The organism is Alicyclobacillus contaminans DSM 17975, from assembly GCF_000429525.1.
GTDB lineage: Bacteria > Bacillota > Bacilli > Alicyclobacillales > Alicyclobacillaceae > Alicyclobacillus_A > Alicyclobacillus_A contaminans.
This window is the reverse complement of the sequence record NZ_AUCA01000024.1, coordinates 38,423-55,425: the sequence shown is the minus strand read 5'-3', so window position 1 is coordinate 55,425 and position 17,003 is coordinate 38,423. Positions and strand designations below refer to the sequence as shown.

16 protein-coding genes are annotated in these 17,003 nt (G+C 57.2%); 4 read left to right on the top strand and 12 right to left on the bottom strand.

The genetic code is table 11. The features are described 5' to 3' along the window. On the top strand, window positions 1-222 hold a 222-nt coding region (locus G463_RS0110220; RefSeq protein WP_169725466.1), incomplete at its 5' end, for a transposase domain-containing protein. Window positions 223-499: 277 nt separating this feature from the next. Continuing rightward, window positions 500-1,003 carry a DinB family protein gene (locus tag G463_RS0110215; RefSeq protein ID WP_026975085.1) on the top strand — a complete coding sequence of 168 codons (504 nt, stop codon included), beginning with the start codon at window positions 500-502 and terminating at the stop codon, window positions 1,001-1,003. A 380-nt stretch (window positions 1,004-1,383) separates the two neighbouring features. Here G463_RS0110215 and G463_RS0110210 read toward each other — a convergent pair whose 3' ends face one another. Both G463_RS0110210 and G463_RS0110205 read right to left on the bottom strand, forming a co-directional pair. Next, a complete protein-coding gene (locus G463_RS0110210; protein WP_051322180.1) occupies window positions 1,384-2,238 on the bottom strand; it encodes a decaprenyl-phosphate phosphoribosyltransferase in 855 nt (284 codons plus the stop codon). A 16-nt stretch (window positions 2,239-2,254) separates the two neighbouring features. Further along, entirely contained in the window at window positions 2,255-4,105 is a 1,851-nt protein-coding gene (locus tag G463_RS0110205; RefSeq protein WP_026975083.1) for a glycosyltransferase family 39 protein, read from the bottom strand. 585 nt (window positions 4,106-4,690) lie between these two features. Here G463_RS0110205 and G463_RS0110200 point away from each other — a divergent pair. Beyond that, entirely contained in the window at window positions 4,691-5,896 is a 1,206-nt protein-coding gene (locus G463_RS0110200) for a helix-turn-helix transcriptional regulator (RefSeq protein WP_026975082.1), read from the top strand. A 135-nt stretch (window positions 5,897-6,031) separates the two neighbouring features. On the opposite strand, the gene G463_RS0110195 is transcribed toward G463_RS0110200, so the two are convergent. The 10 genes from G463_RS0110195 to G463_RS19860 all read right to left on the bottom strand — a co-directional run bounded on the left by G463_RS0110195 (window position 6,032) and on the right by G463_RS19860 (window position 16,830). Then, window positions 6,032-6,649 carry a bifunctional 4-hydroxy-2-oxoglutarate aldolase/2-dehydro-3-deoxy-phosphogluconate aldolase gene (locus tag G463_RS0110195; protein ID WP_026975081.1) on the bottom strand — a complete coding sequence of 206 codons (618 nt, stop codon included), beginning with the start codon at window positions 6,647-6,649 and terminating at the stop codon, window positions 6,032-6,034. Further along, complete coding sequence (locus G463_RS0110190; protein WP_026975080.1) at window positions 6,649-7,599, bottom strand: sugar kinase; 951 nt, start codon at window positions 7,597-7,599, stop codon at window positions 6,649-6,651. Before G463_RS0110190 ends, G463_RS0110195 begins: the two co-directional genes overlap by 1 nt. Further along, window positions 7,587-8,711 carry a mannonate dehydratase gene (gene uxuA / locus G463_RS19880; RefSeq protein ID WP_051322179.1) on the bottom strand — a complete coding sequence of 375 codons (1,125 nt, stop codon included), beginning with the start codon at window positions 8,709-8,711 and terminating at the stop codon, window positions 7,587-7,589. Before uxuA ends, G463_RS0110190 begins: the two co-directional genes overlap by 13 nt. Continuing rightward, a complete protein-coding gene (locus G463_RS19875) occupies window positions 8,708-10,363 on the bottom strand; it encodes a mannitol dehydrogenase family protein (RefSeq protein ID WP_051322178.1) in 1,656 nt (551 codons plus the stop codon). The genes uxuA and G463_RS19875 overlap by 4 nt, the downstream gene beginning before the upstream one ends. Window positions 10,364-10,429: 66 nt before the next feature. Then, the gene (locus G463_RS0110175) at window positions 10,430-11,671 is read right to left on the bottom strand and encodes a glucuronate isomerase (protein WP_156900166.1); all 1,242 of its coding nucleotides are present in this window, start codon (window positions 11,669-11,671) and stop codon (window positions 10,430-10,432) included. Between the two features lie 228 nt (window positions 11,672-11,899). Then, the gene (locus G463_RS19870; protein WP_051322183.1) at window positions 11,900-13,318 is read right to left on the bottom strand and encodes a sugar porter family MFS transporter; all 1,419 of its coding nucleotides are present in this window, start codon (window positions 13,316-13,318) and stop codon (window positions 11,900-11,902) included. Between the two features lie 175 nt (window positions 13,319-13,493). Next, complete coding sequence (locus G463_RS0110165) at window positions 13,494-14,207, bottom strand: GntR family transcriptional regulator (protein ID WP_026975078.1); 714 nt, start codon at window positions 14,205-14,207, stop codon at window positions 13,494-13,496. A gap of 301 nt (window positions 14,208-14,508) precedes the next feature. Continuing rightward, window positions 14,509-15,735 carry a Zn-dependent hydrolase gene (locus G463_RS0110160; RefSeq protein WP_026975077.1) on the bottom strand — a complete coding sequence of 409 codons (1,227 nt, stop codon included), beginning with the start codon at window positions 15,733-15,735 and terminating at the stop codon, window positions 14,509-14,511. A gap of 136 nt (window positions 15,736-15,871) precedes the next feature. Continuing rightward, window positions 15,872-16,303 carry a metal ABC transporter permease gene (locus G463_RS19865; protein WP_245575831.1) on the bottom strand — a complete coding sequence of 144 codons (432 nt, stop codon included), beginning with the start codon at window positions 16,301-16,303 and terminating at the stop codon, window positions 15,872-15,874. After that, window positions 16,273-16,830 (bottom strand): metal ABC transporter solute-binding protein, Zn/Mn family, encoded by a 558-nt coding sequence (locus tag G463_RS19860; protein ID WP_245575829.1) that lies wholly within the window; start codon window positions 16,828-16,830, stop codon window positions 16,273-16,275. Before G463_RS19860 ends, G463_RS19865 begins: the two co-directional genes overlap by 31 nt. On the opposite strand from G463_RS19860, the gene G463_RS22310 reads away from it, so the two are divergent. Beyond that, window positions 16,777-16,983: a transcriptional repressor gene (locus tag G463_RS22310; RefSeq protein WP_084171518.1), complete on the top strand. Its 207-nt coding sequence runs from the start codon at window positions 16,777-16,779 to the stop codon at window positions 16,981-16,983. The two genes, G463_RS19860 and G463_RS22310, sit on opposite strands and share 54 nt — an antisense overlap. Window positions 16,984-17,003: the final 20 nt, after the last annotated feature.

Genomic DNA, 17,003 nt, shown 5'->3' with positions numbered 1-17,003 from the left:
TTCCTGTTCGCGAATACACCGCGCGGGGCAAGGGCGAGCGCCATTGCCTACAGCCTGGTGGAGACAGCCAAGGAGAACGGGCTGGACCCGTATCTGTACCTGGAATACCTGTTCGAGCGGTTGCCCAACATCCGAACGGACGACCGGGCGGCGATGGATGAGTTACTCCCGTGGTCGGACCGCCTGCCGGAACGGATCCGCAGGCGCGGGAAAAAAGCATAGCATGAGAAATCGCCCCGCTGGGTTCCCTGGCGGGGCTGATTGTTGCTGTGCATGACTCTCGCACGAAGTCTGGAGAAGCGCAAGGTGTGAGGGGTTTGACGCTTACTTTTTTATTGCCTCAAACCCGAAATTACTTCATTACAGGAATGCTGCCCGATGGAATGAAAACATGGTATCCCATTTCTCCGACGCGTTGGTCGTTTGTGGCCGGTCCTCGGGGATGTGGTACAGTATGGATGGAGTCCATCTGGCACCGATGTCTAGGAGGGATGAAAGGATGTACAGCAACATCGAAGAGTTCATACGGGAATGGAATCAGGAAGCTGGCACCACGCAGAAAGTTCTGGACGCCTTAACGGACGCGTCGCTGCAGCAACAGGTTTCACCAGATGATCGTACGCTGGGGAGAATCGCTTGGCACATCGTGACCAGTATCCCCGGCATGCTGACCGCGTTTGGACTCCGGGCTGAACCTGTGGCTGGCGCGGACACCGTCCCAACCTCTGCGAAGCGCATCGCTGACACGTTCCGTCAGGTCAGCACTGCCGCCACCGAGGTCGTGCGTCAGCAGTGGACCAACGCGTCCCTGACAGAAATCCGTCATGTATTTGGCATGGACTTGTCCGGTGCTGCACTCCTGTCGCTGCTGATCAAGCACATGATTCACCACCGCGGGCAGATGACGGTGCTCATGCGCCAGGCGGGCGTGAAGGTCCCCGGTGTCTACGGACCAGCCCGAGAAGAATGGGAGTCCAGGGGAATGAAATCCCCAACCGTATAAATTTATTTGGGCTCTTCCGCCTCAGTTGCAATGCCTTTCACTTAGTTTGGATCCATCGCGACCGAAATCCGTTGGTAGCTCGGGGAATGCGGCATCTGCGCGATGGACCCATTTGTCGTCAAAGATACGGCGGTCGGGTATGTGCCCAATGCCATCCGGCCGCCTACGGCATGACTTCTCCCCATTTCGATTTCGTGTATAACAGGTGTCCGGCACCACGGGCGTTTACCGCCGGAGACGCCCTTTCGGGATAGGTCCCGTCCGCATCCCTTCGCAAGTTCTCTTCTTCACATTTATAATTGGGAATACAACAAATTTACTGATTTGTAAATATAACTCCTCATCTGACATTCCCTCAGTTGGACTCTCCAGTGGCTCCCCTAATGAAATACAGACAGCAACGCCACCACCAGCACTGCGAACAATCCCACGGTTGCGAGAATGTGTCTGTCCTTGAGCAGGATGATCTCCGGTCGCCCCCCTTGCCCTGCAGCGTACAACAGGTACGAATAGCGGAGGATTCCATAGACCACCAGTGGAATGGTGAGCATGAGAAAGCGCGTATGCCCGGAGGAGAATGTGAAAAGCGAATAGGTCATGATGACCAGCGCAGCCGTGATGCTATTCAACTGATTCAACAATTCTTCCGTGTACTGTGACAACACGGGGCGTGGTGCGCGCCGTTGCTGATATCGCCACACGGTGAACTCGTATTTCCGCTTCCCCGCCGCCAAAAACAGCGATAACATCATGGCACAACATAGGAACCACGGCGTCAGTTCAACACCGATGGCGAATCCTCCAGCGGCGGCGCGTAGAACAAATCCTGTTGCGATGGTGAAAATGTCGAGAATCACTATGTTTTTCAACACAAAGGAATACGCGACATTCAGCGCAAGATAAGCCACAACCGTCAGGAAGAACCTTAGATGCAGAGCGAAGGCCCAGGGCAGGCATACGACGAGCAGGACGCCCGCCCAGGACAGGGCGAGTCTCGGTGTGATCAGTCCAGCGGCCATGGGACGATGTCGTTTTTCCGGATCGTTCCTGTCCAAGGGGAGATCCAGGCAGTCATTGACGATATAAATACATCCGGAAACCAACGAAAATATGACAAACGCCTCCACCTCATGCAGCACCATCACCATGTCGATCCGAGGAATGGTGAAGATCAGAGCCGCGAATAACAGCAGGTTCTTCGTCCATTGAACCGGGCGCAATTGGACAAAGAGCATCCGTATATGGATCGTTTTACGGCGTGACGCGATAGACGGTGTATTCACCGTACTGTCCGACATATTGGAAAAGAGAGGGCTCCCGCTCTGCCCATGCATCGACTTCACCTCCCTTCGCGGCCACGAGGTACTGCGGTTTCGACTCAACCACCGCGCTCAACAGATCCGTTCTCGTGTGCGCGTACAACACATCCACCGTGTTTTCCACCCTTTTTCCATAGAAGGCGTAGAGTGCCGGCACATTCGCATCCACCATCAGGTGTGTAGGTCCAGTCAACGAGTCCACCCAGCGATATTCCGGAAACACCACACCGCCGATGGTCCGATGCTGTGGCGCAGTGTGAAGAGCCCGGCGCACAGCCTCGCCGACGAACCCGGAATCCCTTTTCTCACCTGATGTGAACAGCACAATGCCCACACCATAAGACATGCAGATGGCGGCCAGCACTCCGCTGGATAGGGTGGTTCGCAGCCAAGGAGCTGGAACCATACTGACCACATAGGCCAACGCCCACGCACCCAGCGCTGCCATGAACAAGGTGTAACGGGCCCACCAATCGGCGGGCTCAAGCACAAAGATAACTAGGAGAGGAACGACAACCTGCAGCAGCAGGACCCAGTTTTTCCGGATCAAGTAGATTGTGAAAACGACCAGCGCGGGTAGTTCGAGGAATGTCCACTGCAGCCCCAGCCCCCCCAGCCGCATGTCGTAGGCGTAAAACGTCGGTATACTCGTCCATGCTTTCCAAACCCTTGCCCACCATGGCAGGTGGATTAAGGATGCCGGTGTGTTTGGTGCCATGATCAGCGTCTCAACGGACCCCTTCCCTGGAAACACCACGTGACCGTGAATGCTGACGGTAAACGGATACACCGGATTTCCAAATTGAATCCAATCCCGGAGATACCAATAGCCGCCGAGACCAATCAAAGGAATGGCGAACAACACAATATCCAGAACACTTCGTCGAAGCGTAATTCGGTGTTGTCTGCCCCAACGCACGCCGTGGGCGGCCGCAACTGCGCAGCAAACGCCCAAATACATGACGGCACTCGACTTCATCCCGAGAGCCATCCCTCCCGCCACGCCCGCCAACAACGCGTACCGCCCATCGGCCGTTCTCAAATACTTCAGATAGTCGTAGAAAAACATCAGGAACATGGAGACAAATGCAAGATCCGTATAATCAGTGGTCGCCTGGAGAATGATGGTCGGCGCCGTGAAATACAACACCCCCGCCATCACAGCGAACGAGCGGGATAGCCCCAGCAACCGCGCAGTCCCCATCACCGCCGTGATTCCGGCGATTCCGAACAGCCACTGTCCGAGGTGAACCCATTGATCCGTGCCCACGGACATGTACAGCCAGGTGTAGAGAAGTTCGGCATTTCGCGGATACACATCCGCCCAGAGAAATCCGCTGTCCACCAGCCTGTGATGGTGTATCCACGCCGCCACGGAAACGAGATGGTATGCCAGTTCATCGTAGGCATAGGGAGGGAGCAAGTATCCTACGTAAGCCGTTCCAAGCAGGAGCACCACCAGTACTGTTCCGTACAACGTGGGCAGCCATTGTACGGAAGGAAAGGCGCTGGCACGAATGCGCAGCGGGACAAATGGCCTGCGTATTCGCAATGCGAGCAATGTGCCAAAGCAGAGCACTGCGTTTACACCCAGAAACGCGACATTGGTGAGATGTCCGAGCGGCCCCGCGCAAAGGAACACGGCACCGCACAGAAGTGTCATCCATATCAGAAAGAACGCGCTAACCCGATCCTTCAGATCTTTAAATCCAAATAGAACGGTGATACCGACCGCTGTCAAAATGGACAGGCCGGTGCCGAGCCACCATGCCATCAAATTCATGCTGAACCCCTTGACAAATAATTTATACATACTGATGAATCGGAAACCATATTACATAACAACAAACGAGAAAATATATCCACCTTTTAGATATGCAGCTGGCGCGAAGCATCATGTTGTTTAAGCTCTAATGCTTCGCAATGAGTTGAAATATCTTCGTTTTTTTTGCATCGTTCACCACCCTTTAGCCAGAATTGGTCCCAACGACTTAAATATAGGACAGTCTCATCACTACCGTGCGTTAACTTTACTAACACTTGTTACAAAGTCTATATCTAACACAGATAGTAATATATCAGTCAGTTCATGTCGCAACACAGATGTATCACGAATATCCAGACTATTGTATAATGTGGAAAGTGAACGCTGACGTTTTAGACTTTGCCAAAGGCGAAAATACAACAGGATGTGAGAAAAAAGTGTGTGAAATAAGTTTTGTGCTAGCGCTGTACATGTCCTGGAAATGAGTCTCCAAGACAACCCTGTGTTGATTCTAAATTTGCGACAATCGTCAAAGAAGTACGTATATACACACGAACCACACTGTACATTTTACAGATTTCACATCTATGAGGTGAGAATTATATGGAAATCGGGAAGGAGATTCGCCGTATCCGGTTAAGTAAAGGACTCACCCAATCTGAAGTTGCCGACGGGCTTTTTGATCGTTCGTATCTTAGCCAGATTGAACACGGTAGAGTCTCACCATCAGTAAATACGCTTCGTCTACTTGCTGAACGTCTTGGAACATCGTTCGAATCACTGTTACCTTACCTGCATGCCAAAGATAAAGTTAACGAAGCTGAACGTCTACTTCAAAAAGGAAAGGCTAATGGTGATGTGGCAAAACTTACGAAGGCATGGTCAATATTTCATGGTTTCAAAATGACAGATAAGATGTTAGAGAGTGTGATAGCTTGGAGTAATATATCTAAATACACACCTGAACTGTTGGATGCTTTGTCGACTTCCGTGTCTTGGTCAACGACTGAGACAACACATCCCTCTGCAATGTACTGGGAAGCAGCAACTCGATTAGGCAATTGCTATTTTAGCCTTAAATTGTATGATAGGTCATCGTGGGTGTATAAAGAGATCATTCGACGCAACGCTCCTGCACATTTTGTAATGCGTTGTTGGGTAAATCTAGGTAGCACTCTCATCGAATCTGAGGATATTCCCGAGGCATTAGATGCCTTTGAGCAAGGCTTAATCCTTGCATTGGAAGACAACAACTCGAAGATAATGGCTAGGTGTTACCATGGCATGGGCATATGTTATAGACACCTTAAGAGATGGAGCGAATCATTTAAGTACTTCCAAAAGGCCATGGACATCTATCTAATATATGATTCAAAAAGGTACCATGAGTGCCAACACAACATATGCGCCTTGTGGATAGATGGTGGTAACTACATACAAGCTCGAGATAGCCTGGACAAATGCCTTAACTACTACACTCAGATGAACTACACGGAGAACAAGGCCAGGCTCTTAGAGGAATACGTTCGGCTATCATGCGCTGAACAGGCATTCGATGAAGCCCTCTACCACGCGAATCAGGCACTTATTTTAGCGAAGGATACGGATCTTCGTCTGTCTGGACGTCTGTTCCTATGGAAGGCCATAGTTCACAACTCCGCAAACAACCGTGAACTGGCACGGGAATGTTTGCTTGCTGCCCAGTCTATGCTTGGAGATGAAGTATACAACGTCTTAAACACTTTTTCTACAGAATCATGCATCCATCTTTCAGAACTAATCAACAATTTTCGCCAGACGTTTTGCTGAATTTCGGATTTTGTCAGGCAGCGAGGTATAGTTTGTTCTGAATGATTGGGGAGACACTTTGATTGAGACAAACGTGGGATTTTCGATCCTTCATTAGGATGGCGGTTGAAGGGGATTTTTCATCCCCTTCGATCATCACACCCCCGCCGCCACCGCCCGCACGTAGGCCCGGGCCCGTTCGGCCAACCCCGCGAAGTCATGATTCTCCAACAGTTTCCGGTCGGTGAGCGCGCTGCCCACGCCAACCGCGATGGCTCCCGCATCGAGGAACGACCGCGCGTTGTCCAGGGTCACGCCGCCGGACGGCACCAGCGGCACGTGCCCCAGTGGCCCCATCACATCGCGGATGTAGGCCGGCCCCAGTGAGCCAGCGGGAAATACTTTCACATAGGTCGATCCGAGTTCGTACGCCGTCCAGATTTCCGTCGGCGTCAGCGTCCCCGTGATCACCGGTACCCGGTGCTTCCGCGCGGTTTCAATGACATCCGCCCGAATGCACGGGGTGACCAAGAACACGGCGCCGTGGGCAATAGCGCGCTCGGCGGTCTCGCCGTCGAGTACCGTGCCGGCGCCAACGGTCAGCCCCTGTTGGCGGAGCACGTCGATGGCGGCAAGCGCGTTGTCCGACTCCATCGTCACCTCCGCCAGGCGCACACCGCCGGCGTACAGCGCCTCCCCCGCCGCCGCCATGTGCGAAAACGGCAGCTTTCTCAGAATGGCAATCAACCGAGCGCTTCGCAGCAATTCGTCCATCACCGTTCCACCTCCCGTCTGCCTGCGAACCATCCATCCAGTTCCCGCCGCGTTGGATAGCCCTCGAAATCACCGGGGCTCCGCAGCGCGAACGCCCCCACCACGGAGCCACGGACCACCGCATCCCGCAACGACAGGCCGTCGAGAAGCCCGGAGAGAAAACCGGCGGCGAACCCGTCGCCCGCACCGACGGTGTCCACGACGTCATGCACCTTTGGCGCCGGTACCACGCCTGAGTCGGACGCAGAGCGATAGTATACGCGTTTGTCCTCCAGTTTGATGACCACACACGAGGGGCCGGCTGCCATCAGCGCCGCAGCTTGATCCTCCGGCCGGTGATGGCCCGTCAAAAGTTCCGCCTCATCCTGGCCGGGCAGACAGATGTCCACGTCCTGCAGCAGTGAGCACAGCGTCTCTCGTGCTTCTTCCGGCGTCCAAAGTTTGCGACGAATGTTCGGATCGAGGCACACCTGTACGCCGTGCTGCCGGGCCACTCGGACGGCGTGCCGGACGGTCGCCAGCGCATCGGCGCTGAGCGCGGGTGTAATGCCGGTGATATGGAGAAATCCGGCGGTGGCGAGGTAGTCCGGCGGTATGTCGTCCGGCTGCAGGTGGCTGGCGGCAGAACCGGTTCGATAGTAATAGACGTTGGTTCCACTCCACCCCAGGCGTTCCTTGAACATCACACCCGTCGGCCGTTCGTCCGAAAAGGAAACCCAGGTGGTGTCCACGCCTTCTCCGCGAATGGTGGACAGAATGAATTCGCCGAAGGGATCCCGACCGAGCCTGCTGATCCACCCAGCCGTGTGGCCCAATCTGCAGAGGGCGATGGCGACATTGGACTCCGCGCCGCCCACCCGTTTAGAGAAGGTCTGGACGTGTTTGAGCGGTCCTGGTTCATCAGGCGTCAGGAGGACCATGGACTCTCCCAAAGTGATCACGTCGGGCATGTGACGCCCTCCTTTCCGCCTGCGGTCCATGGCTGCCTGGGAGACGACAGCTTGCCAATGGCCTCCCACAGACCGTTCAGATAGGCAATGCCGAGCGCTCGGTCGTACAATCCATATCCCGGCCTGCCCTTTTCTCCCCAAATCATGCGTCCGTGGTCCGGTCGCATGTATCCGTCAAAGCCAATCTCATGGTAGGCCTTCATAATCTCGAACAGGTCGAGAGAGCCGTCGGACGACAGGTGGGACACTTCGTGAAACCATTTGTCGCCGAGGATTTTCACGTTGCGCACATGTGCGAAATGAATCCGGCCCATGGCACCGAAATACCGCACCATGGCGGGGATATCGTTGTCTGGATTGACGCCGAGCGCGCCGCTGCAGAGCGTGAGACCATTCGCGGGGCTGTCCACCATGCGCACAATTCGGTCGAGGTGCTCCCGACAGGTTACAATTCGCGGCAGGCCGAACACGGACCAGGGCGGATCGTCCGGGTGTATCGCCAATCGAATCCCAACCTCCTCGCAAACCGGAATCACCCGTTCAAGGAAGTATTGGAGATTGTCGAACAGCCGTTCCTCGTCCACCTCCCGATACTGGTGAAGCACCCGTTCCAGCGCCCGCAGCCTGTCGAGTTCCCATCCCGGCAGCGTGAATCCGTTGGCGTTTTGCGCCATCTCCGCGACGAGCGTGTCCGGTTGGATGCGTTCCACCGCGCGGTGGTCATAGTACAACACTTCCGAACCGTCCGGGAGCCGCTTCGCCAAGTCGGTGCGCAACCAGTCGAACACAGGCATGAAGTTGTAGCAGACGACCTTGATCCCGGCCTGCGCCAGATGGCGAAGGGTCTGCTGATAGTTCTGAATGTATCGATCGCGCGTGGGCAGCCCCAGCTTGATATCCTCGTGGACGTTGACGCTTTCAATGACCTCCAGTTCAAGCCCGGCCCGTTCCACCTGTCGTTTCAATGCCTGAATTTTGTCCAGCGGCCACACTTCGCCCACGGGCACGTCGTAAAGGGCGCCCACAATGCCCGTAACGCCCGGAATCTGCCGAATCTGCTCCAGCCTGACCGCATCATCCTGTTCCCCGAACCACCGAAAGGTCATTTTCATGATGGATTCGCTCCTCTCCTGCCTGGGTACGCAGCCTGGGCAAACGCCCGAGCCAACGTCTCTCGCACAGCGTGTTTGCCCGCCATCAGCGCGAGAAAGTCGCGCTCAATCCGGTCGGCTAACCCCACAGCGCATAGATTCACACCGAACAGCCGCTCATTCTCGAGGAGTGGGCGGAGTTGTCCCGTGTACGATGCGGGCTGGCCCCATGTCACCCCGGCCAAGGGCGCGCGCAGCGTCTCCAGCATCGGATCTGGACTCAGCGGCATGGCGGCGCCGTCATCGTCGACGCCCATCAGGTACCTGAACCACCCCGCAATCACCAGCGGGATGCCGCGCAGTGACCGGATGTCCAGATCATCCCTGGCGTGGTAGGCCTTCAGCGTCTCTCCGAAACGGATGGGCATCTTCTGAGAGGTGTCCGTCGCAATCCGCTGCGGTGTGTCCGGCAGATACGGATTGGGCAAACGCTGCGTCAACACTTCGCGCAGGAACGCCTCTGGTCGAATGATGCCGGGATTGGCAACCACCGGCAACCCCTCTTCGTATCCGATGCATTCCACCAACCGGCGCAGCGCGTCGTCCCGCATTGTCGCCGCGATGGACGGATGTCCGAGGAGGCAGCCAAAGATGGCGAGAGCGGTGTGCAGCGGGTTCAGACAGGTGGTGACTTTCATCCGCTCCACCTTCTCGACGGTGTCTCGGTCGGTGAACCAGACGCCGGCGTCCGCCAGGGGAATCCGACCATTGGGAAACCAATCTTCAATCACCAGATATTGCGGCACCTCCGCGTTCACAAACGGGGCGATTTGGGTGTTGCGGCGCGTGCGGATGATGTCCATGTCCGCCACCCCGAGATCGGCCAGGGTGTCCCGCACCAACGGCGACGGACCGGGTGTGATTTTGTCCACCATGGACCACGGAAACGACACCCGGTCGGAATCCGTCAGGTAATCGAGAAAGGCCCGCTCAACCCATCCGCGCTCGGCCCACGCTTCAGCGATGGCCGTAACGGCAGACTGGAGCTTATCGCCGTTCTTCGAACAGTTGTCCATGCTGACAAGCGCCACGGGCAAGCCTCCCGCCAGATATCGCTCGTACGCGAGTGCGGTCACCTTCGCCATGGTGTTGCGAGGCGCTGCGGGCCCCTGTTCCAGATCCGCCGCCACATCCGGCAACCACGCCCCGGTCAGGTCGGTGACGCTGTAGCCCTTCTCTGTGATGGTGAAGCTCACCATGCGCAGCGACGGAGCGGTGAAAATCTGCCGGAGACGCTGCCAATCCGCGAAGTGGGCCGGATCGCCAACCAAGCTTTCGGCCACGCTGGCCACCACGGTCCGATCCTGGCGCCCGTCCGGATGAAGCCGCACCAACAATACCAGGTTGTCATGCGGGCGGTACACCCGCTGCACAATCTCCTCGTCATACGGAGAGACGACCACGATGCCCTGCTCCACCACGCCTCTGTCCAACAGCACCTGCTGCAGCGGGGCAATGAATCCGCGGAACAGATTGCCACCGCCGATGTGCAGCCAGATGGGGGCTTCCTTCGTCTTGGCCACCATCTGCGCCACGTCAAATGCAGGGCGCCGAATGTCGGCGCGGTCCCATTCGGCGGCCTGCTTCAGTCCCTCCCAGTTCAGCGTTGGCATGATGTCCACCTCACTCTGTGTTGCGCCTGCGGTGTGAGTGCACGGCCTGATGTGATTCGGCCAATGCTACCAGCGCACGAAGTCCCAGAAATTTGTGCGGACGAGGCGATCCACGTCGCGCTCCACATCCGCGCGAGTGACGCACCATCCATCCTGAGCGAGGCGCTCGTATTTGTCCGCGAGGACCCGTTTGAGCACGGATCGCACCCGGTCCCATTTGTAAATCAACTGTTCCAACACCCTGGCATCCGAATGCTGGGCGATGAACGTAGGACCGAGCAGTTCCAAGCGCATGCGCGTGATTTCCTCCACCAACGAATCGGTGTTCACAAACCACCAGCAGCCGAAAACCATCAAATTGTGGAATTTTCTTGCCGCCACAACGATCTCGTGCTGATTCTCCCTGGATAGCATGGTGACGAGGAAACGATTGTCCGGATGGTTGACACAAAGCGCCTCCAACGGACGCACGGAAGCATTCGCAACGCTGTCACCTGCCAACTGCAATTGCGGATTCACCTGTCTGCGTGCGCCCACCATGAGCGCCAACGCCAGTTTGTGCTCCCGACACACCGGCAGCACCACCTCATCCAGAATCCGGCCGCGAATCCCACCGTCGGGATACACAAAGTCATCTGCCACAGAAAAGGCCACGTAGACTGGCTGCGTCCGCTCAATCCAGGCTTCCAGAAAGCGCTTCAATTCGGGTACAGATTTGCCGCCCAGTTGCGGATCCACCTCGTATCCATCCGCTCGCAACAACGGACATACCTGCTCCAGACGGTTCATCATGGCATCCAGCCGCAGGGCGGCGTAAAATCGCGGATCGTACCGAAATGTGTCTGTCCAACAGGCGCGTTCCGCCGGATCAAACGGGTCGTTGGTCATGACGATTTCGTCCACGCCCGCAGCATCGAGCACGCGCTGCACGTACTCTGGCGTCGGTCGACTGGGCAGTGCCTCCCGCAAAGATTGCAATGACAGCGCTGCAGGGTCACAGCCCAGGCGGCGCGCAACCGAAATCACGCCGGAAGCGGCTTCACTGAGCGGACTGTTTTCCACAAAGAGAGACCGCCAAATCTGCGCGCTCTGCTCCGCCTTGGAAAGGCGCCAGAAGTCCGAATACGGCATGCGATGCACGCGAAATGACTCCGAAATTAAATAGTGGAAGGTCAGCAGCTCATCTGCCCCGCAGAGCAGGAGAGACCCAAACTCGGGCGCGAACAGATGCGTGTGCATGTCTGTGACCCGGGCACGGTCCACCACGTCTTCCACCATGGCGCGTAACGCGCTTGTATCCATGCTCATGCTGCCCACACCTCGAATGGCTGAATTCGCATCTGCCAACCATCCGGCAGATCCGGTGGTCCAAGAATTTCGCTGCGAGGAAATGCACGGCGCCGCGCTGTGGAACACCATGCCCACTCAACCGGCCGTTCATCAACCAGCAACCCCCGAACGAATACTAGTATACTAGTTGCCGACGCTATTGACAATGCGCCGCTCCTGCCAACCGACGTCGCGAAACTCTTGTGACTAGAGAGAAATCTGCGCTCTTTCGCCATAAGAACGCCAGTGCGCTTGGATTTCTTCCAGCGTTTTCCCTTTGGTTTCTGGCAGGAAACGCAGTGTGAACAAATACATGAGAATGCACATGAGGGCAAACACCCAGAATGTCACCGTCGCCCCGAAGTGGTGCATCATCACTGGGAAGAACTGTGTGACCAGGTACGTGGCGCCCCACAGCGCGAATGAACCGATGGCCATGGCCCTGCCGCGAATGCGCGTGGGGAAAATCTCGGAAATGATGATCCACACGCCCCCGCCCCAGGACAGTTCAAATGCAATGGTATGCAGCAGAATGCAAGCCAAGACCAGACCGACGCTGATGTGCGGCATGGCGAACGACACGCCGAGGGCGATGAGGAAAACCGCCATGGCCGCTGAACCCATCAACAGCAGGCTGCGGCGGCCGACACGGTCAATCAGGAACATCAAGACCACCGTAAAGATCACCTTCAACGCACCGATGAAGACGGTTTCAATCAAGGACGCATTCGCCCCTGCACCACTGTCCCTGAAGATGATGGGCGCGTAGTACGCCACCGCGCTGACGCCGGTGAATTGCTGCATCACGGCCAGCACCACGGCTACCAGCAGCGCCACGCGCAACCCGCGCTGGAACAGTTCGGAGAGGCGCCCACTCTGCTGCTTCTCTGCCTCCAAGGAAGAAGCGATGGTATCCAATTCTGTATGCGCCAGGTTTGTGCCGTTAATCCGCCGCAGCACGGCAAACGCCCGGTTTCTTTGCCCCTGCTGCACCATGAAGCGGGGACTCTCCGGCACCCAAAAAAGCAGAATGAAAAACAGGAGCCCAGGTATGGCACCCACGCCAAACATCCAGCGCCACCCCACCAACTGGTCCCACGTCTGCGTGTGCACATTGGCAATGACAGCGTTGACAATGTACACAATCAAGATACCGAGAACGACCCCCAATTGGTTGGTACCGACCAAGCGTCCGCGAATGCGAGCCGGTGAAATTTCGGAAATGTACATTGGAGAGACCATGGAAGCCACACCAATCCCAAGCCCACCAATCAACCTCGACAGCACCAACATAGCGACCGAATTCGCAGCCGCACAGCCAAGACTGGAGATGACAAACAGCACGCCTGCCAACAGGAGAACCGGTTTTCTTCCAGCCCGGTCACTGAGGAACCCTGCCACCAGCACCCCAATCATGGCCCCCAAGGGGATGCTCGCCGACACGAACCCGGTAACACCCGGACTCATCTGAAACTGTGTCTGCAGGAATCCGATGGCCCCTGAAATGACCCCTTGATCGTAGCCAAACAAAAATCCGCCGATGGCTGCCACACCGGTCACCAACGCCACGTACAGGGCACTCCCTCGGTCTTGCTGCAATTCGCCTGAGGATACTTGAACGGACATCAACAAACCTCCATTCTGCAGATATTTTTGGGTGAACACAGATAAAACGCTTTCAGTATCGCCGAAAATACCTGTTCGACCATCCATTCGATAACATGTCAGCCCCGTGCCTCACCTCCTTCAAACCGTACCAGACAGCACACATGAATACTTGTATACAACTATACACCAGGGATTACGACTTCTTCACTGCAAAATACGAAGGATATTGCCGTTTGACCGCATCAATGTCCACACTGAGCCGCCGCAGATGCCGTGTGAGGATGTGTATGGCCGCCGCAGTGTCTCCGTCTTGTATGGCGGTGAGCAACTGGCCGTGCTCTCGAATCAGTTCCTCCGTATTCTTGAGCTCATTCAACGTCAGCGTACGCACGCGGTTCAGGTGGAAGCGCATCTTCGTGACCATCGAAATCAGGGTCATGTTCCCGGTCGCCTGCAGCAATTGCCGATGGAACGCCTCATCCAGGCGCAGAAAAGCCACGAAGTCTTCTTTGGCTTGTGCCTGTCGCTGCGCTTCCAGGTTCCAGTGCAGTTCCCGTTGCAGTCCCTGATACTCCGCTTTGTCCGCAGCCCACTGTTCCATCACTTTGCGCAAAGCCCCAATCTCCAGCATCTCGCGCACGAACCGTGTTTCTTCCACTTTGCTCTCGGAGATGAGCGTGACCTTCATGCCGCGCTGCGGCAGAATTTCAATTAAATCTTCCATGGCCAACAAGCGCACGGCTTCGCGAATGGGCGTGCGACTCATGTCCAACATGTTGGCGAGTTCGGATTCGTAGATATCCTGCCCGGGTTTCAAGCGCAGTGTCAAAATCGCTTCGCGAATGGCTTCATACGCCTGTTCCGAAAGCGTCTTTTTTCCTTCGTTCAAGACCACGTCTAGATTCACCTGACCCACCTCCGAAACGCATCGGACAGGATATGGCATCTCCATGCTGCCGCACGAAACTGATTGCTCTCATTTTAATGTATACTTGTATATTAGACAAGAGCTCGTCTCACTGGTGCACTGCCTGTCACAGCGCACACCCATCCGGTCCGCCCCATGGCTGGCGGTTTCACTCAGGCCCCCAGCCCCATGGGTTTGTATCATCCCGTCAGCGCTGTTTTAGCGCCCACGTCTAGGGCAAAGGCGTGCGACCCGAAGGCCGCACACCCCGGGCGGACAAGACGCCCAACCGCCGACGCCTTCATCCTTGGGACAGTTGGAGCAGCGTGTGGTACAACACCTCAGCTCCGGCGGCACAGTCCTCCGGCGAACTCCACTCGGCCGGATGGTGACTCACTCCGTCTTTGGATCGCACGAAAATCATGCCAATGGGACAGAGGTGCTGCAACTGCATACCGTCGTGCCCAGCCCCGCTGACCACGGTCAGCGGCGACAGGCCCACCTGCGCACAGGCCGTGCGAATGGCTGCCTGAATGCGCTCGTCACAGCGAACGGGCGCAATATCCTGAAGCACCGCAATGGAGAGATCCAGTTGCCGATCCGCACAAATCCGGGCCGCCACCGTGCGAATGCGCTGCTCCACGCGGGTGCGCACGGCAGCGTCCACATCGCGCAGATCGAGCGTGAATTCCACCTGGCCTGGGATGATATTGACCCCGCCCGGCTCCACCGTCAGCTGACCCACCGTCCCCACGGTGTGCACCTCTTGTCGACAGGCCGCCTCAATCTCCTGGATGATGGCCGCCGCCCCCACCAGCGCATCGCGGCGAGCGTCCATCGCCGTGGTTCCGGCGTGTCCCGCCTGACCGCGCAGGCTGAATTTCAGCCAGAGCGGGCCGGCGATGCCAGACACCACGCCCACCGGCAGGTTGGCCCGTTCCAAAACCGTGCCCTGCTCAATGTGCACCTCCACGTACGCCGCGACACTGCCGCTCGACCGCGCCGCCTGGCCGATGTCGTCTGGATTCAGCCCGACTGCTGTCATCGCATCGCGAATGCGCACGCCGTTTGCGTCCACCGCCTCCAGATGATCCGCTGTGAGTGTGCCCGCCAACCCACGGCTGCCAATCATGCCAAAGCGAAAGCGGGCGCCCTCTTCGTCGGTGAACGCCACCACCTCCACCGGCAGGGCGGTCTCCACGCCGGTTTCCTGCATGCACTGCACCGCCTCCAGTGCTGCCAACACGCCGAGCGGCCCGTCAAAGTTGCCGCCATTGTATACCGAATCGAGATGAGACCCGGTCAGGACCACGGGGCCGTCGTTCTGTTGTCCGGATCGCCGGCCAATCAGGTTGCCCACTGCATCTTCGCGCACGGACAACCCGGCTTCCTCCATCCACCTGCGCACGGTGTCCTTGGCCGCCCGTTCCTCTGGCGAAAACGAGAGCCGGGTAATGCCCCCGTCCGGTTGCCGTCCAATCTCAGCCAACGTCATCAACCGCTGCCACAGTCGCTCCTGATTTACCATGCCCTGCTGATTCCCCCCGCTTCAGATGCTGGCGCCCCTCTGCTGTCGCGCCAGGCGAGTCCATCCCTTTCAGTATACGCCTTTCCCTGTGCGGACGGCGCAGAGCGAGTGATGGCCGCAGACAGGTTCTCCCCGCCTACGCGCTGCGCCATCGCCGCTCCAAAACCGCGTCACGCAAGGCAGCGAAGCAACGCGCGCCACCGTAAATCAAAGCCGAGATGACTGCGACAAAAAAGCCCACAGGTAATCCGGTGTCATAGGCCAGTACCAGCGCCAGCCAGACGGTGAACCAGGCCATCAGGACCGCTCCGGCGAGCGCACGGCCGGGATGATGGGTGAGGTGCACGGCCGTCGAAGCCGGGCCCATCATCAGGCTAAAGCTGAGCAGCGCGCCAATCGCCAGAGCCCCCGCTTCCACCGCTACCGCCAGCACCAACAAGAACAGGAGGTCCACCCAGCGGACAGCCACGCCCCGCGCCTGTGCAGTCTCGGGCTGAACCGTGGCAAAGAGCAGCGGGCGGTACAGGACCATGAGCATCAGGATGGCCACACCACTGGCCAGAACCACACCCTTGACCACAGCCCCGTCCACCGCAAACAAAGATCCGAACAAAACCAGCATGGCGGTGTTGGCGTGAACTGTGTAATGGGTGTCGACAGTGCGATGGTCACGTCATCCATGGCCTGCTGATGATAGACGAAGACTTTCACAGCATGCTGTTTGAAGAGATTTTCCTGCTTGGCAACATCCTGCGGTGAGGGATCCACGTCGTTCATCACGGCGGCTTCAAACGACCACGGGGTCTTGATGTCCATTCCCGCAGCCTGGAGCAGGTAGTCCGCAACCGGCTCCGTCACGGCCACGGGCGTGTGGGCAAGGGTCTGTTTCACCCGCGCCAGCGCCTGGTCCCAGGTTTGCAGCGATTGGTCAAACGTCTTCAGCTGCTGTTGAAAGTAACTGGCGTGGGCAGGGGCCTGCTTCGCCAGTGCGTTGGCAATGAGCTGTGCCACGCGCGGCATGGTATTCGGCAAGTACCACAGATGCGGATTTTTCGTTCGGCGAAATATCGGTTGAAATGCCACGAATCCCACCATCATCACCTGGTCTGTGTTGGCTGTGGCGAGACGTTTGCGCTGGACGAGTGTCCCATGGATCAACTGCGGACCAAGATAGACAGCCGGTTCAAAGTCTTGGATCACCGCTTTGAAATCTATGGCTATTGTTCACACTGCAACCCAGCCTCGTAACCGCGGACAGGGGGGGTGCC